General features: G+C 29.4%; 23 protein-coding genes and 2 tRNA genes. 10 read left to right on the forward strand and 15 right to left on the reverse strand.

Features of this window, described 5'->3' with window-relative positions; translation table 11 throughout:
• The first annotated feature begins 51 nt into the window (after positions 1 to 51).
• Positions 52 to 1,344 (forward strand): site-specific integrase, encoded by a 1,293-nt coding sequence (locus ETU10_RS03260; protein WP_146262171.1) that lies wholly within the window; start codon positions 52 to 54, stop codon positions 1,342 to 1,344.
• Positions 1,345 to 1,408: 64 nt separating this feature from the next.
• Here the strand turns inward: ETU10_RS03260 and ETU10_RS03265 are convergent, their stop codons facing one another.
• A complete protein-coding gene (locus tag ETU10_RS03265) occupies positions 1,409 to 2,356 on the reverse strand; it encodes a DUF4062 domain-containing protein (protein WP_146262170.1) in 948 nt (315 codons plus the stop codon).
• Between the two features lie 645 nt (positions 2,357 to 3,001).
• Here ETU10_RS03265 and ETU10_RS03270 point away from each other — a divergent pair.
• The 4 genes from ETU10_RS03270 (at position 3,002) to ETU10_RS03280 (ending at position 5,341) form a co-directional block, all read left to right on the forward strand.
• On the forward strand, positions 3,002 to 3,313 hold the full coding sequence (locus ETU10_RS03270; RefSeq protein ID WP_146262169.1) for a DUF3853 family protein: 312 nt from the start codon (positions 3,002 to 3,004) through the stop codon (positions 3,311 to 3,313).
• Positions 3,285 to 3,452 (forward strand): hypothetical protein, encoded by a 168-nt coding sequence (locus ETU10_RS11140; protein WP_185145048.1) that lies wholly within the window; start codon positions 3,285 to 3,287, stop codon positions 3,450 to 3,452. Before ETU10_RS03270 ends, ETU10_RS11140 begins: the two co-directional genes overlap by 29 nt.
• A 76-nt stretch (positions 3,453 to 3,528) precedes the next feature.
• The gene (locus ETU10_RS03275; protein WP_146309876.1) at positions 3,529 to 5,022 is read left to right on the forward strand and encodes a hypothetical protein; all 1,494 of its coding nucleotides are present in this window, start codon (positions 3,529 to 3,531) and stop codon (positions 5,020 to 5,022) included.
• Positions 5,023 to 5,158: 136 nt separating this feature from the next.
• The gene (locus tag ETU10_RS03280; RefSeq protein WP_185145049.1) at positions 5,159 to 5,341 is read left to right on the forward strand and encodes a helix-turn-helix transcriptional regulator; all 183 of its coding nucleotides are present in this window, start codon (positions 5,159 to 5,161) and stop codon (positions 5,339 to 5,341) included.
• 31 nt (positions 5,342 to 5,372) lie between these two features.
• Here the strand turns inward: ETU10_RS03280 and ETU10_RS03285 are convergent, their stop codons facing one another.
• A complete protein-coding gene (locus tag ETU10_RS03285; protein WP_146309880.1) occupies positions 5,373 to 5,678 on the reverse strand; it encodes a hypothetical protein in 306 nt (101 codons plus the stop codon).
• Positions 5,679 to 5,818: 140 nt separating this feature from the next.
• On the opposite strand from ETU10_RS03285, the gene ETU10_RS03290 reads away from it, so the two are divergent.
• Entirely contained in the window at positions 5,819 to 6,232 is a 414-nt protein-coding gene (locus tag ETU10_RS03290) for a helix-turn-helix domain-containing protein (RefSeq protein ID WP_146309882.1), read from the forward strand.
• Positions 6,233 to 6,292: 60 nt separating this feature from the next.
• Here the strand turns inward: ETU10_RS03290 and ETU10_RS03295 are convergent, their stop codons facing one another.
• The 8 genes from ETU10_RS03295 to ETU10_RS03330 form a co-directional block, all read right to left on the reverse strand.
• A complete protein-coding gene (locus ETU10_RS03295) occupies positions 6,293 to 6,529 on the reverse strand; it encodes a hypothetical protein (RefSeq protein ID WP_146309884.1) in 237 nt (78 codons plus the stop codon).
• 36 nt (positions 6,530 to 6,565) lie between these two features.
• Positions 6,566 to 6,766 (reverse strand): hypothetical protein, encoded by a 201-nt coding sequence (locus ETU10_RS03300; protein WP_146309886.1) that lies wholly within the window; start codon positions 6,764 to 6,766, stop codon positions 6,566 to 6,568.
• Entirely contained in the window at positions 6,763 to 7,035 is a 273-nt protein-coding gene (locus tag ETU10_RS03305; RefSeq protein WP_146309889.1) for a hypothetical protein, read from the reverse strand. Before ETU10_RS03305 ends, ETU10_RS03300 begins: the two co-directional genes overlap by 4 nt.
• Positions 7,036 to 7,046: 11 nt before the next feature.
• The gene (locus ETU10_RS03310) at positions 7,047 to 7,322 is read right to left on the reverse strand and encodes a hypothetical protein (RefSeq protein WP_146309891.1); all 276 of its coding nucleotides are present in this window, start codon (positions 7,320 to 7,322) and stop codon (positions 7,047 to 7,049) included.
• 13 nt (positions 7,323 to 7,335) lie between these two features.
• Complete coding sequence (locus tag ETU10_RS03315; protein ID WP_146309893.1) at positions 7,336 to 8,682, reverse strand: PAAR-like protein; 1,347 nt, start codon at positions 8,680 to 8,682, stop codon at positions 7,336 to 7,338.
• Positions 8,675 to 9,520: a hypothetical protein gene (locus ETU10_RS03320; RefSeq protein ID WP_146309895.1), complete on the reverse strand. Its 846-nt coding sequence runs from the start codon at positions 9,518 to 9,520 to the stop codon at positions 8,675 to 8,677. The genes ETU10_RS03315 and ETU10_RS03320 overlap by 8 nt, the downstream gene beginning before the upstream one ends.
• Before the next feature lie 242 nt (positions 9,521 to 9,762).
• Positions 9,763 to 9,846 (reverse strand) — tRNA-Leu (locus tag ETU10_RS03325).
• 32 nt (positions 9,847 to 9,878) lie between these two features.
• Positions 9,879 to 9,951, reverse strand: a tRNA-Gly gene (locus ETU10_RS03330).
• Between the two features lie 230 nt (positions 9,952 to 10,181).
• Here ETU10_RS03330 and ETU10_RS03335 point away from each other — a divergent pair.
• The 3 genes from ETU10_RS03335 to ETU10_RS03345 are packed head-to-tail and all read left to right on the forward strand — an operon-like array spanning position 10,182 to position 13,314.
• Positions 10,182 to 11,171: an MlaD family protein gene (locus ETU10_RS03335; protein WP_185145050.1), complete on the forward strand. Its 990-nt coding sequence runs from the start codon at positions 10,182 to 10,184 to the stop codon at positions 11,169 to 11,171.
• A 29-nt stretch (positions 11,172 to 11,200) separates the two neighbouring features.
• Positions 11,201 to 12,523 carry a (Fe-S)-binding protein gene (locus ETU10_RS03340; RefSeq protein WP_146309899.1) on the forward strand — a complete coding sequence of 441 codons (1,323 nt, stop codon included), beginning with the start codon at positions 11,201 to 11,203 and terminating at the stop codon, positions 12,521 to 12,523.
• 14 nt (positions 12,524 to 12,537) lie between these two features.
• Positions 12,538 to 13,314: a (Fe-S)-binding protein gene (locus ETU10_RS03345; RefSeq protein ID WP_146309901.1), complete on the forward strand. Its 777-nt coding sequence runs from the start codon at positions 12,538 to 12,540 to the stop codon at positions 13,312 to 13,314.
• Between the two features lie 3 nt (positions 13,315 to 13,317).
• On the opposite strand, the gene ETU10_RS03350 is transcribed toward ETU10_RS03345, so the two are convergent.
• Entirely contained in the window at positions 13,318 to 14,223 is a 906-nt protein-coding gene (locus tag ETU10_RS03350) for a TIGR01777 family oxidoreductase (protein WP_146309903.1), read from the reverse strand.
• A 451-nt stretch (positions 14,224 to 14,674) separates the two neighbouring features.
• Positions 14,675 to 15,316, reverse strand: coding sequence for a hypothetical protein (locus tag ETU10_RS03355; protein WP_146262153.1), 642 nt, complete (start codon positions 15,314 to 15,316; stop codon positions 14,675 to 14,677).
• Positions 15,317 to 15,575: 259 nt separating this feature from the next.
• On the opposite strand from ETU10_RS03355, the gene ETU10_RS03360 reads away from it, so the two are divergent.
• Positions 15,576 to 16,271, forward strand: coding sequence for a cell division ATP-binding protein FtsE (locus tag ETU10_RS03360; RefSeq protein ID WP_146262152.1), 696 nt, complete (start codon positions 15,576 to 15,578; stop codon positions 16,269 to 16,271).
• A gap of 7 nt (positions 16,272 to 16,278) precedes the next feature.
• Here the strand turns inward: ETU10_RS03360 and ETU10_RS03365 are convergent, their stop codons facing one another.
• The 3 genes from ETU10_RS03365 to ETU10_RS03375 form a co-directional block, all read right to left on the reverse strand.
• On the reverse strand, positions 16,279 to 16,962 hold the full coding sequence (locus ETU10_RS03365; RefSeq protein WP_146262151.1) for an RluA family pseudouridine synthase: 684 nt from the start codon (positions 16,960 to 16,962) through the stop codon (positions 16,279 to 16,281).
• A gap of 40 nt (positions 16,963 to 17,002) precedes the next feature.
• Positions 17,003 to 17,818, reverse strand: coding sequence for a 3-methyl-2-oxobutanoate hydroxymethyltransferase (gene panB, locus ETU10_RS03370; RefSeq protein WP_146262150.1), 816 nt, complete (start codon positions 17,816 to 17,818; stop codon positions 17,003 to 17,005).
• A 139-nt stretch (positions 17,819 to 17,957) separates the two neighbouring features.
• On the reverse strand, positions 17,958 to 18,746 hold the full coding sequence (locus tag ETU10_RS03375; protein WP_146262149.1) for a hypothetical protein: 789 nt from the start codon (positions 18,744 to 18,746) through the stop codon (positions 17,958 to 17,960).
• Between the last annotated feature and the right edge of the window lie 16 nt (positions 18,747 to 18,762).

Raw genomic sequence — 18,762 nt, forward strand, 5'->3', positions numbered from 1 at the left:
AAAGTTGGCAAATTGTCGGCTTATTATTAAATTTGAATAAATAATTATTTCATGAAAGTACGCTTTTATATAACCAAACAAAAAAATCCATATTCCACTATACACTTGAGGTTTTGGCATGGTCGTAAATATGACTTTAAAACCTCCACCGAATTGGTAGTAAAATATGAAGATTGGAATAACGAAAAAGAAGTCGTACGAAATAAAGTAACAGCAAAAGACAAAGACTTTATTAATAATACCCTAGCAAACCTCAGACAATACATTATAGAAAATTTTAATACCGAGTATAACAGCGGATTACCTATATCTAAAATGTGGCTTAAAAATAAAGTTTCTGTTTTCTTTAATAGAGTAGACGAAAGTAAACCAGAACAAACCTATTATACCGATTGGGTTACCAAATTTATAGAAACAGCTTCTAAACGATTATATAAAGGCAAACCAATAAGTCAAAGTACATTAAAAAAATATGTAACTACCCGAAATTACTTAGTTATGTATGAAGAATATAAAAAAACGAAACTCTTACATCAAGACATAACCATGAATTTCTATTATGACTTTGTAGACTATTGTAAAACCATACAAAAAGTTAATCTAAATACCATAGGAACATATATAGGTAAAATAAAATTCTTTTGTGGACAAATTGCATTAGAAGGCTTGCCCATATCTAACCACTATAAAAACAGTGAATTTATGGGGTTATCAGAACAAACAGAAGATATATACCTAACCATCAAAGAAATAGAAACCATCTATAACCTAGACCTTTCCACTAATCCACGTTTAGACAACGTACGAGACCTTTTTATTATAGGATTAAACACAGGGCTAAGAGTATCCGATTTCATGCGATTAGACTTAACCCATATAAAAGACGATACCATACGAATTAAAGCCCAAAAAACAGGAAAAATAGCAGAAATACCCATTAACAACCATATAGAACAAACCCTAGCCAAACGAAACGGAAATTTACCCAAAGCCATAAGCGAACAGAAATTTAATGAATATATAAAAGAATTAGGAAAACTAGCAGGCTTAACCCAACAAGTACAAGGAGCTAAAATCAACAAAGAAACCAAACGAAAAGAAAAAGGCACATATCCCAAATACGAACTTATAACCTCCCATATCTGTCGACGTTCCTTTGCTACAAACCTATACGGTCAAATTCCTACCCCTGTAATAATGTCTATTACAGGACATGCCACCGAAACCCAATTTTTGACCTATATCAAAAAAACTAATGCAGAAAATGCAGAAGTATTAAGAAACTTCTATAAGAAAAGTATGAAAGAAAAAGGCTTAAAACCTATGTTAAAAATAATAAAATAAAAATATTTTAAATAAATAAGATAAAACGATATTACTAATACTGTATTAAAAATATAATTTTTATTTAAAAAGGTAAATCATCATCTTCTTCTTCAATATTAACAGATACATAATTAACTTTCCAATCACCCTTTTTTAAAAATTTTAATTTATCATCAATATCAAATAATGACTTAGATACACCCAATGTTTTAATCTTATCCCTAATTTTTTTATTCCACAGAAAATAATCATCTTTTTCACCAGCATCTTTATATCCTCTAGCCTTTAATAACTCCTCCAAATCAGATAATTCCTGTATATAAAATAAGTATTTAATATCTAATTTATTTTTTAGTTCTTCAACTAATGGATGATGTATCATTAAAATTCTATTAATTTCCTCTGTGTTTTCCTTATTTTCATCACTAAGATAATTAACTAATTGATCTAAAGTTTTAGAAGTAGTTTCCAATTTATTTATTAAGCTGATTTCTTTTATTCTAGACTGGTTTTGCATAAACCTTTGAAATAATCCTGCAAATTGATCTTTTAAATAATTTATAATATCTGAGCTTGTTTCAAAATTTTTGATGTTATTATTGTTAGGTAATAATTTTATTTCTTCAATAAATTTATATATTCTTACATCATCTACATGCTTAAATTTAATATCATTTTCTTTATTTAATAAATATGTTTCATATTCAGCATTTACATTTTTTTCAATGAAAATGTAAACTTGTTTATTTTCTTCAAGAGCGTATTTTAATTCCAAATGAGAAATAGATTTTTCTTTTGTTTTTTTTGATTCTGAGCCAAACCGCCCTCCTATGATTGAAATTAAAATGTCTATATTCTGAATTTCTTTATAGCAATATTCCTCTAAAGCTTCTTCTTTTCCATAAGGAATATCTCCTTCTTCATTTCTTACTGGTTGGTAACCAAGATTTTCAATAAATTGATCTATTTCCGTTCTTATATATTTTAAATCATAAAATGTTGAACTAATAAAAACTGTTGGTTTTGCCATATAGATATAATATGTAATTATTATTATAATTTATTAAAATAAATTATAATAATAAGTATTTTTTTTAGTATTTGTTATTATTAATTCTATTCTAATAATTAAAAATATTCATAGTTGTACTCCTGACTATTACATTTAGTTAAATAGAATCAATTTCAAGAAAAATAAGAATATTATTAAAAAAATTGAACGAATAATAGCCCTATTAAAAATATAACTTTAATAGCCTTATAATCTTCAATTTAAACACTTAACTAATAGAATATCAATTATATAAAAAAGTACTTTTTGTTTTTTTAATATTTTTTTATTTTTCCCCCATAAAAGGAGGTTTTATGTTAAACTTATGTTAAATTTCAGAAATTAGAGCTACAAAAACGTGTAAAAAAAAACACATTCGAGGGGGTATAAGGGTACATTTTTACACTTTAAATAGCTTTAAATGCAAATTCATACCCCCTTAAGAACAGATAAAAAACTTGTAAAGTATTGTCTATGTTATTATTACACTAAATTTTATCTCAAAAACACGTGCGCGCGCGAAAATTTGGGTACGTTTTGTTTTTCAGAGTCTTTTACGTACTTGCAAGAGGGTAGGAATCAAATTAATTTTGTAACCAACAAATAAAACCAAATAAATATCCCATGAAACAAGTAAACCTAGAAGTAAACGGAATAGATTTTAAAAATCTAAAAGTAAACGGAGTAAGCCTCCAAGAACTATTTCAAAAACTCGAAAACTTAACCCATACCAAAACCCAAGAAAAAAACGCAACAGAATCAGAAACCCATTTACTATTAACACGCAAAGAAGTAGCCCACCTATTAAAAATATCCCTGCCTACCTTGCACGATTGGACAAAAAAAGGCTTAATAAAAAGCTATCGAATAGGAAATAGAGTAAGATATAAACAAACAGACCTATACAATGCCTTACAAAAAACCAGTCAACAATAAAGAATACCTATTTATCTTATTAGATGAACTAGTTATCCTAAACCTACATGCCCAAGACATACAAGCCCCTAATCCAAAACAAGCCATACTAGCCAAAATACAGGAGCTTTATACCTTAATAGAATCCTACTTAGATTAACCCATTATTAACCATTAAATAACTAAAATACAATACATTAAAGTATCTGTACAGCCCTTTTTATATCCCTTTTCCAATGATAGACGGCATAAAAATATATTGTGAAGACCTTTCCCCCCAAACATGGGAAAGGATGCCCTATCTATCCTTTATAACCATAATAAACGAACAAACAGGAGAAATACTAAACAAAAAACGATATGCCCAATACCAAGCCCTATACCTAGAAATAAAACCCTCCACCATTATAAAAAATAAAGATAATTGCTATTTACACGGTTCTATAGCCAAGTATCATAATAACGGACTAGATAATGCCTATGATTATGATTATCAAGCCTTTCAAAACACCCTGACAGACCTAGAAAATAAATTAAAAATAAACCCCGAAAAAGCCCAGTTAAAAAACTTTGAATTTGGAATCAACATAACCCTGCCTTTTCCAGTAAAAACCGCATTAAACCATCTTAAAACCTATAAAAGCAATAGCTTTTCCACTATGTATACAGGAAGACAAAACATAGGATATATAGCAGATTATCAACAATACACCCTGAAAATATATAATAAAAGTATCCAAGCAAAAATCAATCAGCCCAACCTCCTCCGAATAGAAATACAAGTAAAAAAAATGCAGTACGTAAAAGCCCTGAATATTCATACACTCGCAGACCTGAAAAAACCTGAAATATGGAAGTATCTAGCAAACCATTTACTTAACCTCTGGGCGGAATGCCTTTACATTAATGAAAAAGACTTTAACTATAAAACCATGTCCGACCGAACACAAAAAAAATTTCTTCGATTTATAGATCCCCGATACTGGGACAGCCTAAAAGAAAAAAAACAACGATTACGAGCCAGACAAGCCTATAAAAAAATATGTAACCACTACCAAAATAAAGAAGAAAAACAAATAATAACCACATTTATTAAAGAAAAACTAGAAAAATTGAAGCCAAAAACTGTCCACCAATTAACAAATCCTATCCCATTAAAAACAGTACAAAATGATAAGCCCAATCAAAAAATAAAATGTCCACCATTTAACCCTTTAGATAAAGAGTTAATAAGTACCCAAAATAAGAATATAAATAAAGACCGTTTTTTACTAGAAAACATAAAACAAAAAAAGCCTGAAAAACAAACCCAAAAACATATAAAAAAATGTCTTGTTTGTCATCAATCCCTAAAAAATAAAAATACCCATGCAAAATACTGCTCCAAACAATGCAACAACCAATACCACACCCGAAAAAGAAAAAAGATGAGACAAAAAATAAAAATAACCCAAATAAAAAACCTCAACCGAATAATACAACAAATACCCAAAAATAACCTTTGGCTTACCATAACCTATACCAATAAAAAACTAACCTATACAGAAACCCTTCATCAGTCTGAAATATTATCCCCTGCCCAATGGATAAACAAAATAAAACAAATAGAAATAAAAGGAATCCGAAAAAACAGCCCAATAATTACCCTTACCAGTCTCAGAGCAAAAAAACTAATCAAACAACTAACCCTAATCAACCAAAAGCACACAAAGAACACTTTAAACAATTAAAAAAATAATAGGGGGGGTGTACTTCAATCAAGCCCCTAAAAAGTACGCAACAAATAGCCTCAACAACATACGTTGTATAACCCTCAAAATGACAACAAATAACGTTAATTTACTACCATTTAAAGTATATTTTAGTATGAAAGAACTTAAATTAGACACCCAAAAAGCCTTTAAATATTACTGTTTAGGCTTAAACAGCAAAGAAATAGCCAAACTATTAGATTGTAGTTACCGAACCGTACAAAACTATATGAGTGCGGAAAACTGGAAAGAAAAAAGAAACCAGTTAAAACCAAAAAACAAAGTCATAAAAAAATAAATCTATCCCTAATAAAAAGATACCTAAAAAACTAGGTGTCTTTTTTGTTTTCCTTACTATAACAATTCAATTCATCCAAAAACTCCAGTTCAGAATAGGGGATAAGGCTTTTAGCCAAATCAAGCAAATTACAAATATCCAAATCCGTATTTATAGCAACATTTCTTTCCCTAGCCAATAAACAACTCTCACAAGCCCTTAAAATAGAAAGCAAAATAAAACCCAAATGCTTATAACCATCAATCTCAACCCTAAGCATATATTTACCCTCATGGGTTGGACTTAAAGTAGTTAGATAATCCTTAGCCTTTTCCAGTATATCCATATCATTAACCATAACCTAAAATTTTATAGCAAAGAAAATACAAGAGGAGGTAATATACTATAGATAAGCCCTTTATCTTATGGTTGCCCTACAATAAAATATCACTCTGTTTTTTATAGTATTTTTCATACTTTTGCTAAAATACTTTGGTTATGAATACAGAAACAGCCCCTAAAAAAGTACATCAAGGAAGAAATATAAAAAGACTAAGAGAAATGTTAGGTATTAAACAAGAATCCCTAGCCTTTGATTTAGGGGTTACCCAGTCTACTGTATCCGATTACGAACAAAAAGAGCAATTAGAAGAAAAGGTATTAGAAAAAGTTTCTACAGCTTTAAAAGTACCTGTAGAGGCTATTAAGAATATGAATGAGGAGGCTACTGTAAATTATATTAATACGTTTAATGATAAGGTAGAAAATTCCTTTTTATTAAATAATAATCCTATCAACTGTAATTTTAATCCGATAGATAAAATTGTTGAGCTATATACTGAAAAAGAGGAACTTTATAAACAAATGCTAAAAGACAAGGATATTTTAATTGAAAAGTTGTCTAAAAAATAACATATAATTTTCAGGCTCAACTAATTTCATATTTTTATTTGTATTTGATTGGACTATAAATTATTTATTGTATTTATAATATTCATTCATGAGACCTTCTTCTTTACATCTATAGTAGAGCCATCCCTTTTTATATCCATTTCTAATACGTTTATTTTCTAAAAATTGATAACGTTCTTTATTCGAATATTTTCTGAGTTTATACTTTTTGTTTGAATGATTTATTCCTAAAATCCATCGTATAAAATCAAGAAAAAACTTCACTATTGCTCCTATAATATAAAAAATAGATCTCATGTATTTTAAATCATTAAATAGTTTTTGCTTTTATTTTCATTTATTATCAATATTACCAAATAGTGTTAGAGAAATATTCACATGCTTTTTTATAATTTGTTCTTCATATTTACTTCCTTCTCCATAAATCATATCTATTATAACAATAGCATCGTTTTTCCATATTTTTATGTCTGAGTCACTATTAAAATTTGGTTGTCTTAATTCTTCTAAAGATTTTAAACACTTATTAATCATAATTTTTTAATTATTTTATTTATAGCATCTCTTTTTTCTACATTGGTTAAATATTCCTGCATCAACTTATATAGATCATATTTTCCAACAGAACCTGAATATAAATTCAATACATCTGTAAATATTACAACGGCATTATTGATATCATCAATATTTAATAAATCAACATCTCCAGAGAGATTATGCTCATTAAATTTTTTAAACTTTCTATTACTATAATTTTTATTTAAAAAGTCTATTAACTGTTCATGTTTACTAAAATCACTCATTTTTATTTTTTTTAATTTTTAAATAGTTTTAATTCAATATTATTAAACTCTAAATTAATTTCCTTTAATTTATTTAGTCCTGTTGTTGTTTCTAAAGGTATCTCCTCCAAATTTTTGGATTGATTTAATAAAGATAATTCCTTTAAATCATTTAATTTTTCATATCGACCTCCATTAAGGTATAATTCCCATTTTTGATTTTTAGAATAATATTCGTCGTACTCGTTTCTATTAACTACCAAAACAGTTAAACCATTTTCTAGAAAAAATATTTTTTTAACTCTCATAATTCACTTTGTTTTATAATCCCATATCCTTAAGTTTTTGTAATATTTGAACATCTTCATCACATAAACCTAATAATTTTTGATGTCTAATCATAAAATCTTTTACGTGACCTTCAGCTTCTTGTCTACCAATGTCATCAATAATACCAAGTTTATGTTGTGTTCCATGCATAAATTCTTCTAATGCAGCAGCTTTACTAGGGTTTTCTCTTAATAAAATACTCATCATATCTTCGCCTCCTGCACTAGCTTCTGCTCCAAAATAATCAAGCATTCTCTTAGCTTCTGAACCCTCTGTCGCAATTTCTATCCTTCTACCTTTTTTAGACATAGCTTCCAATAATTCTTTTGAAACTTTTTCTATTCCCATTAATTCGTCTGAGCTAAATAATATAGGTTTACTTCCCACCTTCACCAGTCCCAAAGCTCCCGTTTTCAACTTACTCATCCATTTCGCTGAGGTAGCAGCAATTTCCGCCAACCGTTCCGCCCCAATCAAAGCCTTTGCCCCCGTAGAAATACCCTTAACCGCCAAACCAGCCCCCTTAGAACCTATCAATGCTTCCGCAATCGCATATTCCAATTGACCCACCGATTCCCCAATCTCTCCCATATTTCCCCTCTTTACATCTTCCCAAGCATTCCCAGCAGATTTCTTTACCCCATCGACTAGGGCATCTTTCGTTTGCTTAAAATCCGTTCCAAACTGACTATCCAATAGTTCCAAAGAACGATCCCCCATTAAAGTACCCGTTAAAGGAGAAGAATACGAAGCTCCAATAACCGCCAGTTTACCCATGCCCTTCCAAGTATCCGCCTTCCATAAATCCGAAGTAAAAAAGTTCCAGGTGCCTTCCATTCCTTTCTTCACTCCACGACCCACCCCTTCCGTAAATTTATCATTATCCTCACAAAACAAATCAATCAATTTACCAAAAGGCGAAGTTAAAGCCTCCCCCAATATAGAAGAAGAAATACTTTCCATTGCAAAAGCACTCTCATTATTATTCTCATTGGCAAGATCCGCCTCATACTCATCAATAAAGATCCTAATCTTACCTTGACCTACCGAACAAATACCCTCCGAATGCTCCAGCAAAGGAATCGCCTTATTTACCCGAACACCACCCTGTTTTACCTTTGTCCACTCTATTGAAGCAAATTTACAAGTACCACAAGTAGCACAACCCCCAAAAGGAATAATATTCACCCCAAACCTATTATCCGTATCCACACATTGCTTAGCCCCATAAATCTTCACATTACGACTAGCATCCGCAATTAACTGAGTAACCATCGTACCCTTATCACAAACCAAGAATACCCCCTCAGGCACATATTTTTTATTAACCTCAGACAAAACTGAATTTTTTAGAATGAAAACTCAACTCATCCCTCTTTAACAACTTCCCCCTAATCTCAAAAAGATGTTTATAAGAACCCCTTAAGAAAATGAAATTATAATCTAACTCATAAGATTCCTTAGCCGAAAAAACAATATCCGAAAAAGTAATTTCTTTTCCATACATAAAACGACAAGCATCAATAAAAATATTCTTATCCAATTTATCAAAATCAATTCTTCCCTCAATCATAACTTTATAGGTATCCTTTACCCTTTCAATCAAAATATCCTCAATCACAGGCAAAGCTAAAGAAAGAATGAAACCATCCAATTTACGAGTGCGCGTAATTCTTTTCTGGGGATAAATATCTTGTACTAACTCTTTAATCCCTGTAAAGAAAAGACGATAGACTCCATAATAAAAAAGAGACTTCCTAAGCTTTTCTTCTTCTTTTAAACTAGCTTCATAATTATCCAAGATAACAGAAATATCAGGCACATGAGAATACTTTTCTAATAAACCTACTCTACTTTTTAAAAAGTTAGCTTGTATTTCTTCTAGGTTAAGAATTTTAGTTACTTGTCCTATGTCATTCAATTGTAAATGTAAAGAGGAAATGGAAGAAGAAAAATTTTGTGCTATTTCATAAATCAATGCTTTGGAGGTTTGTGAAAAGGAAGAAACTGTAAACTCTGCTTGTTTATATTCGTCTTGTTTGAAATAAACTAAGGAACTAAAATGGTTTTGCGTATACTGATCTGCAATTTTATACTCCGAACTTCCCCGAACTTCATAATCATAACAGGGAACAGGATCATAAAAATAGTCCTCTTTTATAGTAGTTAAGCCCATAATCTAAAAAATAAAGCAGTTAAGATAAAATATGAGCAAAAATAGATTTATTTTTCAGATAAGAAAAGAGATTAGGTGAAAAAATAAAGAATATATTTTAAATCCTGTTTAAATTAAGTTTATACAGACTTTTAAATACATTAAAAATAGTTATGAGTTTATTTTTCGGCGGTTTGTCGGCTTATTGTAAAAAGAAAAAGGATTAAATTATTGACTAGCAATTATTTAATCCTCTTGAAGTGTACCCCAGACGGGACTTGAACCCGTACAGCCTAATGGCCACAGGATTTTAAGTCCTGCGTGTCTACCAATTCCACCACCGGGGCATCAGTATTTTTATAAAATAAATTCAACTCTGAGCGAAAAACGGGACTCGAACCCGCGACCCCGACCTTGGCAAGGTCGTGCTCTACCAGCTGAGCTATTTTCGCGTTTCAAATATCGTATTTTCCTTAATTGGTTTGCAAATATATATAGGTATTTTTATTCGTGCAAATATTTTTTAATATTTTTTATAAATTTCTTTATGGTTCTATTTAACTATTTGTATATTAGTTTTTTAAAGATGTAGATATTTTGATTGATTGTATAGTGTTAAAAATAAAATCTTGATTTTTCTTTTATTTTTTATATTTGCTAATTATTACTTAAAATAATACAAGTGAAAATAAAAAAAGAATTCAAGGCAGGAGTCATTGTAATCGTTACTTTACTATGTTTTTGGTGGTTATTTCAGTTTTTAAAAGGTAAGGATGTATTTTCATCTCAAAAGATTTATTATGTTAAGTATAATAAACTAGAAGGTTTGTCTAAATCTAAAAGTGTATATATTAATGGATTAAAAGTGGGTATGGTTGAATCTATTGAATCAATCCCAACTAAAAATAATAATATCTCTTTTGTTGTCGGTTTAAGCATTGATAAAGAATTTTCATTTTCCAAAAATTCTGTTGCTGAGATACAGAATAGTTTAATGAGCGGGGCTGAAATTCATTTAGAATTATCTGAAGATGGACCTATAGCACAACCGGGTGATACTCTAAAGGGGATTATTATTCCTGGGATAATGGATGTAGCTGGGAATGAATTAAAGCCATTAAGTAAAAACGTTAATTCTGTTTTATTGCGTTTAGATTCTACTTTAACAGCAACCAATAAATTGTTAAGCAATAGAAATATTAATACTGTTGAAGCTTCGCTTGACAATTTAAATCGTACTATAGCTCAATTTAACCAACTTGGAAAAAGCATGAATTCATTGCTATCTCAAAATTCTGCTGCATTAACTACAGCGTTAACAAATGTCAATACAATGTTGATTTCAACAAATAAAACAGTTTCTCAGTACGGGAGTTTAGCTGAAAAGATTAACCAATCAGATTTTGAAAAAACAATAAAAAATTTAGAATCAACTCTTAGTAATGTAAATCAATTAACAGCAAAAATTAATTCTGGAGAAGGTTCTTTAGGTAAACTTATGAATGATAAGCAGTTGTATACAAACTTAGAAAATGCTTCTAAAAATTTGAACTTGCTATTGGTAGATTTCAGAGAGAATCCAAAACGTTATGTACATTTCTCGGTATTTGGTGGGGGAAATAAAAATAAGAAAAATAAAAAAGTGGATAGTACTGCTCAAGCTCTAAATTAAAATAAAGATTCTCAATGCTAAAATAAATAATGGAATATATATCAAATATTATATTTATACTTTTAGCATTTATAGGAATTGGTTTTTTCTTAAGAAATTTATTTAAAATTAGAAGAAATATTTTATTAGGAAAACCTGAAAATAGAAGCGATCAGCCTAAACAAAGGTTTAAATTGATGTTGCGGATTGCTTTAGGTCAGGGAAAAATGATGTTTAAACCTGTAGCAGGTTTTTTTCACATACTTATATATGTTGGATTTATTCTAATCAATATAGATTTAATTGAAATATTTATAGATGGAATTTTTAACACCCATAGATATATAGGACAACTACTATCTCCCTACCTCTATAATTATATAACAGCAAGTTTAGATGTTTTATCCTACCTAGTTTTAATAGCCGTTGTAGTTTTTTTTAGTAGACGAAATTTCATAAAAGTACCACGTCTTAAAAGTAATGAATTATCGGGTTGGCCTAAAAAGGATGCGAATATAATACTGATCGTAGAATTTTTAATGATGTTAGCTGTAATATTGGCTAATTCTTCGGAGGTAGTCTTGCAACAAAAAAATGCAATTCATATCGTTGGTTATTTTCCGTTAAGTAGTTGGTTAATAAGTCCTTGTTTATTCAATCTTACTATCCATCAACTAACCATTGTCTTTAGTTCCTGCTGGTGGTTGCATTATATAGGGATATTAATTTTTATGAATTATCTTTATTATTCAAAGCATTTACATATATTATTTGCATTTCCCAATACATATTATTCAAACCTTAAAAACAAAGGAGAGTTCAATAATCTAAGCTCAGTTACTAAGGAAGTTAAGCTAATGATGGATCCCAATATAAATCCATTCACAGAGGAGGGAAGTTCTGATCAAATTTCCGAGAAATTTGGAGCAAACGAGGTTACTGATTTATCTTGGATACAATTACTAAATGCCTATACCTGTACTGAATGTGGACGATGTACTTCTAGCTGTCCAGCTAATCTTACAGGTAAAAAATTATCTCCGCGTAAAATTATGATGGATGTTCGGGATAGAGTTGAAGAAATTGGGAGAGATATTGATAAAAATGGCGAATTTATTGAGGATGGCAAACAACTTTTAGGGGATTATATAACTAAGGAGGAGATTTGGGCTTGTACCACTTGTAATGCCTGTGTTGAATCCTGTCCAATTCAAATAGATCCTCTATCAATAATTATTGACCTGAGAAGATATTTAGTGATGGAAAAATCTGAAGTATCTCAAGAGCTTAATGGAATGATGAGTTGTATAGAGAATAATAATGCGCCTTGGCCATTTAACAATACAGATAGAGAGAATTGGTCTAAAGAGTAAAAAAAATTAAATCTATGAATCAACCAATAAAGACAATGGCGCAATATATAGAAGAAGGTAAAAGTCCGGAAGTTCTTTTTTGGGTAGGTTGTGCGGGCAGTTTTGACGAAAGAGCCAAAAAAGTTACACGTGCATTTGCTTCTTTACTACAAAAGGCTAAAGTAGAATTTGCTATATTAGGACAAGAAGAAGGATGTACCGGTGATCCTGCTAAACGAGCAGGCAATGAATTTCTTTTCCAAATGCAAGCCTTAGCGAATATTGAAATTTTAAATTCTTATGATATTAAGCAAATCGTAACTGCATGTCCTCATTGTTTTAATACATTAAAAAATGAATATCCTTCGTTAGGTGGTAATTATAGAGTTTTGCATCATACACAATTTTTACAAACTTTACTAAATGAAGGAAGATTGAAGGTTGAAGGAGGAAAATATAAAGGAAAAAGAATTGTTTTTCACGACCCTTGTTATTTAGGAAGAGGCAATGGAGAGTATGAGGCACCTAGATTTGTTCTTGAAAAACTTGAAGCTGAATTGAGTGAAATGAAGCGATGTAAAAAAAATGGTTTGTGTTGTGGTGCAGGTGGAGCTCAAATGTTTAAAGAGTCAGAAAAAGGGAATAAAGAAATAAATATAGAGCGGGTAGAAGAAGCTCTAGATGTAAATCCTGATATTATAGCTACGGGCTGTCCATTTTGTAGTATAATGTTAACAGATGGGGTTAAGGCTAAGGAAAGAAATAGGACTGTATATATTAAAGATATTGCAGAAATTTTAAATGAGGAATAAAATTTATTGTAATAATGATTTAAGTGAATCGTCAAGTTCTTTATATCTAAAATAGAAACCACTCTCCAGTAATTTATGGGCAGAAATTCTATTACCTTCTAAAAGTAAATTTGCTCGTTCTCCCATAACCCATTGTATAAAAAAGCTAGGAATATTAGGAAGCCATATTCTCTTGTTTAAGCGTTTTGCTATAGAATAAGTTAAATCTTTATTCGTAGTATGTTCTGGTGAAACAGCATTGTAGGCACCTTCTAGGTTGATATTTTCTAAGGCATATTTATAAATGGAACATAAATCTTTAATATGAATCCAAGGCATATATTGTTTTCCAGAGCCTAGGCAGGCGCCCAGATGGTATTGAATAGGTGTTTTTATCTTGAACAGTGCTCCGTTGGAATCTTCTGATAAAGTAACCCCCGTTCTAATTTTAATTACCCTTTTTGCTATATTTTTAGTTTTAAATTCGTCAGCGATGTTTTCCCATTGCAAACATACATGACTTAAAAAATCAGCTCCATGCTTGTCAGTTTCTGCAAATATTTTATTTGATGTGAGTGTTCCATAATACCCGATAGCAGAAGCAGATATAAAAGATTCAATCGATATATTTTCTTTGATTAGCGTATTTAAAATTAATTTTGCTGAGTCAATCCTACTTGAAAGTATTAATTTCTTTCTTTCTTTAGTCCATCTCTTTTCTCCAATATTTGCTCCAGCTAAATGAATGATATGATTTACATCCTTTAAACTCCTTACATCAATTTCTTGTTTATCAATGTTCCATTCGTACTCTTGATCATTGGTTTTTCTCCTAGTAAGAAAACGAACATTGTAATTTTCCTGTAGTAATTTAGAAATATTTTTTGCTATAAAACCGTTAGCTCCTGTGATGAGTACATTTTTTTTCATTTTTTGATCCTTAGTTGATTGTATTAATTTATAAAATTTATTCAATAATTATAGAGTATATCTTTTATTTATTAAAAAAATAATATGATTGGCTACTATCTCATTTACGTAAAATAGTTTATTCCTGTTGGAGTTATTCAATCAGCAATTCTTGAGAGTTTTCATTTTGTGATTTTTTTTATTTATAGTTTTAAATATCAATAAAAGGAAGGTTGGAATCCGCAATTTAGTTTATATAATTCACTTAAGCTTGCTCATTTAAAAATTAGCCGAAAGTATTTAATTTTCATTTCTCAATATATTTAAAAAAAAATAATAAAATTTGTAAAAAAATTATAAGAAATTATTTGTAAATCATGGGATTATAATATTTAAATTCTGCTATTGTACTGGTGTATTATAAGTTATAATTGAATAAATTCTAATAGAATTTATTCATAAACCACCAATGTTATCGATGTTGCCAGCAATATCCGCCACCTTTCACTCTTCTTTTACAAAATCCTCCCGATTTATTAGCATGTCCACAGAGGCCAGAAGAAAAATTTCTATTTGGTAAACCATTTTGAACTTTATTTTTAGAGCTTTTATTAATTTTTTTTGAAAAAGCATATGGTTTTTTTACTTTATTTGTAGGTCTATTTTCTTTTTTATAGGATGAATTTTTAGTAGATGCTGAGGTTAGTAGATTTGAGGCTTGTACCTCATCATTTTTTTTATCATTATAAGCACTATTAATGGAAGTTTGGGATATAAAGTTGTTTACATTTGTATTTATAGAATTTTTAAAGATTTTTGAATTACTATAATTATTTAAATGATCATCATTTTTAATTGTAGAAACACAGAATAGAGGCGGAAAAATAAAGCCAATAAAAGGTAAAGAATATTTAATACCTTTTCCAAAATTGAAGTTTAAGATTTTTTCTAAAAAATTTCTAGTTATTGGAAGGATTACTAAAGCACAAGCTAGAGATATTATTCCGCTTAAAAAAGATTCTGGTTTTGTATCCAAAAAAAAGATGGTCTCAAGGAAAAAAAAGAAACCTAGTAAATAATGAATAGTTTTTTTTAGAAAATTTTTAAAGCTCATGATTGTATTTTTAGTTAATCAGGTTTATAAAACTACTAAATTAATTGTAATTATATTAATATAGTATAATATATATCATATTTTTATTAAAAAAAATGTTTTTATATGAGAGAAGGATATGATACTTAAAAGTTCTAGATTTAAACCTCTAATTTCCTTAAAAGCTTTTTAACAAAATTTTAGTTATGACAAGAAATAACATTATTTAGTAATTTATATCTTTGTAAAAGATACATTATATACGAATAATACTTTTAAAATGAGTGAGCCTATTATATATTTAAATAATGCAAGTGTTTATCAAAAGAACCATCCTGTATTAAATAATGTAAACCTTTCATTAGCTAGAGGTAATTTTTATTATCTTATAGGTAAGACTGGGAGTGGTAAAAGCTCTTTATTAAAAGTTTTATATGGAGATATTCCCTTAAAAGAAGGAGAGGGGAAAGTTGCAGATGTATTTTTAACGTCTTTAAAGGAAAGTCAAATTCCAAGTTTAAGAAGAAAGTTAGGAATAGTTTTCCAAGATTTCCAGCTACTTACTGATCGTTCTGTTGAGAAAAATTTAATATTTGTATTAAAAGCAACCGGTTGGAAAGATAAAGAGGAAATGCATAGTAGAATTGATGAGGTATTGGAAAGTGTTGGGATGTTATCTAAAAAAAATAAAAAGCCTTATGAATTATCTGGAGGAGAGCAACAACGTATAGCAATAGCTAGAGCCTTATTAAATCACCCGGAATTAATTTTAGCTGATGAACCCACTGGGAATTTGGATCCTGAAACTTCAAGAGATATCATGCTATTACTAAAAAGCATTGTAGAAAAAACTCGTTGTACTATTTTAATGGCTACCCATGACTATTCAATGATTAAAAATTTTCCAGCTAAGACCATTAAATGTGAAGAAGGTAAAATCTTTCATGGTAATTCTGAAGAACTTTTTACTAAATAATATATTTTTAATTTACAAAACTCTTCCATAAGTTATCATTTTGTGGAACTGGTGCAATTATTTGTAGAGGTTCTTTTTTAATGGGATGGATAAACTCTATTTTTCTAGCAAGCAAATGTATACTTCCGTCTGGGTTGGATCGATCAAAGCCATATTTTAAATCTCCTTTTATTGGACATTTTATACTACTTAGTTGTGCTCTAATTTGATGATGTCTTCCAGTTTCTAAATTTATTTCCAAAAGCATATAATTGTTGGAGGTTTGTATACTTTCGTAGCTTAGTATTGCCTCTTTAGCGCCTATGTTAGGTGTTTTATATACAATAGCTTTATTAGTTTTTTCATTTTTTTTTAAAAAATGAATTAATCTTTGTTTATTCGGAATCTCTGTCTTTTTAATTACTGCCCAGTAAGTTTTTTTTATTTCTCTCTTTTTCAACATTTCTGTTAAACGGCTGAGAGCCTTACTAGTTTTAGCAAAAATGACTATTCCGGAAGTAGGTCTATCTATACGATGTACCAAACCTGCAAATACATTTCCAGGTTTGTTATATTTCTTTTTTATATAAGTTTTAACTTCATCAACTAAAGAAACATCTCCTGTTTTATCACCTTGAACAATTTGTCCTGCTTTTTTGTTTATGATAAGTAAATGATTGTCTTCAAAGAGAATTTGATCTTCTAAAACCATGAATTATAAATAATAATTTTATATTAAATTTGAAATTTTGCTAAAAACTTTCATTTTGGTTAGGGAAGGTTTCTTCTTTAACATCCTTTACATAGCAAGAGACGGCATTAGTTATTTGTTCGTGGAGTGTTGCATATTGCCTTGCGAATTTGGGTTTAAAATGAGGATTTAAACCTAATAAATCATGAATGACAAGTACTTGCCCATCAGTTTTATTTCCTGCACCAATTCCAATGGTTGGAATACTTAATAGTTTACTAACCTCTTCTCCCAACTGCGAAGGTATTTTTTCTAAAACTATGGAGAAGCAACCCAGTTCTTCTAAAAGTAAAGCATCTGAAATTAACTTTTCAGCTTCCTGTTTTTCTTTTGCTCTTAACTTAAATGATCCTAATTGATTGATAGATTGGGGAGTAAGTCCTAAATGTCCCATTACAGGAATTCCAGCATTTACAATCGCTTTCACGGACTCCTTAATCTCTATTCCACCTTCAATTTTTATGGCTGAAGCCGAAGTTTCTTTCATAATCCTTACCGCAGAATGATAAGCTTGCCTAGCATCCGATTGATAGGTTCCAAATGGAAGATCTACAATGAGTAAAGCTTTTTCAATCCCTCTACCTACACATTGCGCATGGTAAATCATTTGGTCTAAGGTAATAGGGAGTGTAGTTTCATATCCAGCCATTACATTAGCAGCAGAGTCTCCAACCAATATGGCGTCTATACCAGCTTGATCAATTAGAGTTGCCGTTGTGTAATCATAGGCTGTAAGTACTGATATTTTATTTTCAGTAGCTTTCATTTTCTTTAAAGTTTCAACAGTTACCTTATTTATCTTGGCGTGTACAGACATATTTTAAATATTTTAAAAAGAAATAATTTTCTTCCATTTAGTTTTTTAAATTATAAAGTTAATAGAAAATAAATTAAATAAACTAAAGTATTGAATGGATTTGTAAGTTTAAATAACTATGATTAGTAATAAGAATTATTTAGTTTTCATGAATTAATATATCCTCATTAATAAAAGTTTTAATCTTTAACAAACTTGTTTTGCCTTGATGAAGCATATTAAGATTTAATATTGATTCATTATTCTTGCTAGAGATAAAGAAATGATTATTTATATCATAAACAAGCTTTCCTTTACCTGAACTTTTTCCGGAATATTTTATATCCATATATTCAAAGTTCTTAATGGATGCTTTCATCTCATAGTCAAAATAAGCATAATTAGAATCTATTTTAACTAAAGTATAATGTTTTAGAACTAACAAATCTAAACTTAAAAATTCACTTAAAGTATATTTTAATGGAGAACTAGTGGTGAAAGATTCACCTAATTTTAACTTTTTAGTTAAAATAGGAATTTCTTTAATCGCTTCTTGTATATAATTCAAATAAAAGTTTTCAATATCCTTATTTTCTATAGTTGGTACTACATAAGATATCTTAGGGTATTCAAGGGGGGAACAAATGCCTTTGAATTCATATTTATTTAAATCAATATTATTTTCATCATTAAACCTTATTGAAAATGGGAATTTATTATTATTTAGATTTCCAGTAGATATTATTTTTGAATACAGATTTTTAATTTGGTTCGTGTAATTGATAGTGTTATTCTCCCAGCCTTCAATAATCATTTGAATGTCAGAGTTAAAAGTGTAATTTTTATTAGGTAGATATTCTAAAGTGAGATTTAGGCTATCTTTTTGTGCAAAAAGTATAGTGAAGTTAAGAAATAAAACAAGAAAAATAATAGTTCGGAATGATTTCATAGTTGATAGATTCAAT

This window comes from Apibacter muscae, assembly GCF_007845595.1.
Taxonomy (GTDB): domain Bacteria; phylum Bacteroidota; class Bacteroidia; order Flavobacteriales; family Weeksellaceae; genus Apibacter; species Apibacter muscae.

Excerpts from the sequence above, each read along its gene's own strand:
- ETU10_RS03265 (WP_146262170.1), bottom strand. The coding sequence starts at position 2,356 with ATGGCAAAACCAACAGTTTTTATTAGTTCAACATTTTATGATTTAAAA.
- ETU10_RS03365 (WP_146262151.1), bottom strand. The coding sequence starts at position 16,962 with ATGGTTTTAGAAGATCAAATTCTCTTTGAAGACAATCATTTACTTATC.
- ETU10_RS03290 (WP_146309882.1), top strand. The coding sequence starts at position 5,819 with ATGAATACAGAAACAGCCCCTAAAAAAGTACATCAAGGAAGAAATATA.
- ETU10_RS03295 (WP_146309884.1), bottom strand. The coding sequence starts at position 6,529 with ATGAGATCTATTTTTTATATTATAGGAGCAATAGTGAAGTTTTTTCTT.
- ETU10_RS11140 (WP_185145048.1), top strand. The coding sequence starts at position 3,285 with ATGCCTTACAAAAAACCAGTCAACAATAAAGAATACCTATTTATCTTA.
- ETU10_RS03300 (WP_146309886.1), bottom strand. The coding sequence starts at position 6,766 with ATGATTAATAAGTGTTTAAAATCTTTAGAAGAATTAAGACAACCAAAT.
- ETU10_RS03320 (WP_146309895.1), bottom strand. The coding sequence starts at position 9,520 with ATGGGCTTAACTACTATAAAAGAGGACTATTTTTATGATCCTGTTCCC.
- ETU10_RS03350 (WP_146309903.1), bottom strand. The coding sequence starts at position 14,223 with ATGAAAAAAAATGTACTCATCACAGGAGCTAACGGTTTTATAGCAAAA.
- ETU10_RS03270 (WP_146262169.1), top strand. The coding sequence starts at position 3,002 with ATGAAACAAGTAAACCTAGAAGTAAACGGAATAGATTTTAAAAATCTA.
- ETU10_RS03305 (WP_146309889.1), bottom strand. The coding sequence starts at position 7,035 with ATGAGTGATTTTAGTAAACATGAACAGTTAATAGACTTTTTAAATAAA.
- ETU10_RS03340 (WP_146309899.1), top strand. The coding sequence starts at position 11,201 with ATGGAATATATATCAAATATTATATTTATACTTTTAGCATTTATAGGA.
- panB (WP_146262150.1), bottom strand. The coding sequence starts at position 17,818 with ATGTCTGTACACGCCAAGATAAATAAGGTAACTGTTGAAACTTTAAAG.
- ETU10_RS03275 (WP_146309876.1), top strand. The coding sequence starts at position 3,529 with ATGATAGACGGCATAAAAATATATTGTGAAGACCTTTCCCCCCAAACA.
- ETU10_RS03355 (WP_146262153.1), bottom strand. The coding sequence starts at position 15,316 with ATGAGCTTTAAAAATTTTCTAAAAAAAACTATTCATTATTTACTAGGT.
- ETU10_RS03285 (WP_146309880.1), bottom strand. The coding sequence starts at position 5,678 with ATGGTTAATGATATGGATATACTGGAAAAGGCTAAGGATTATCTAACT.
- ETU10_RS03375 (WP_146262149.1), bottom strand. The coding sequence starts at position 18,746 with ATGAAATCATTCCGAACTATTATTTTTCTTGTTTTATTTCTTAACTTC.
- ETU10_RS03260 (WP_146262171.1), top strand. The coding sequence starts at position 52 with ATGAAAGTACGCTTTTATATAACCAAACAAAAAAATCCATATTCCACT.
- ETU10_RS03310 (WP_146309891.1), bottom strand. The coding sequence starts at position 7,322 with ATGAGAGTTAAAAAAATATTTTTTCTAGAAAATGGTTTAACTGTTTTG.
- ETU10_RS03280 (WP_185145049.1), top strand. The coding sequence starts at position 5,159 with ATGAAAGAACTTAAATTAGACACCCAAAAAGCCTTTAAATATTACTGT.
- ETU10_RS03345 (WP_146309901.1), top strand. The coding sequence starts at position 12,538 with ATGAATCAACCAATAAAGACAATGGCGCAATATATAGAAGAAGGTAAA.
- ETU10_RS03360 (WP_146262152.1), top strand. The coding sequence starts at position 15,576 with ATGAGTGAGCCTATTATATATTTAAATAATGCAAGTGTTTATCAAAAG.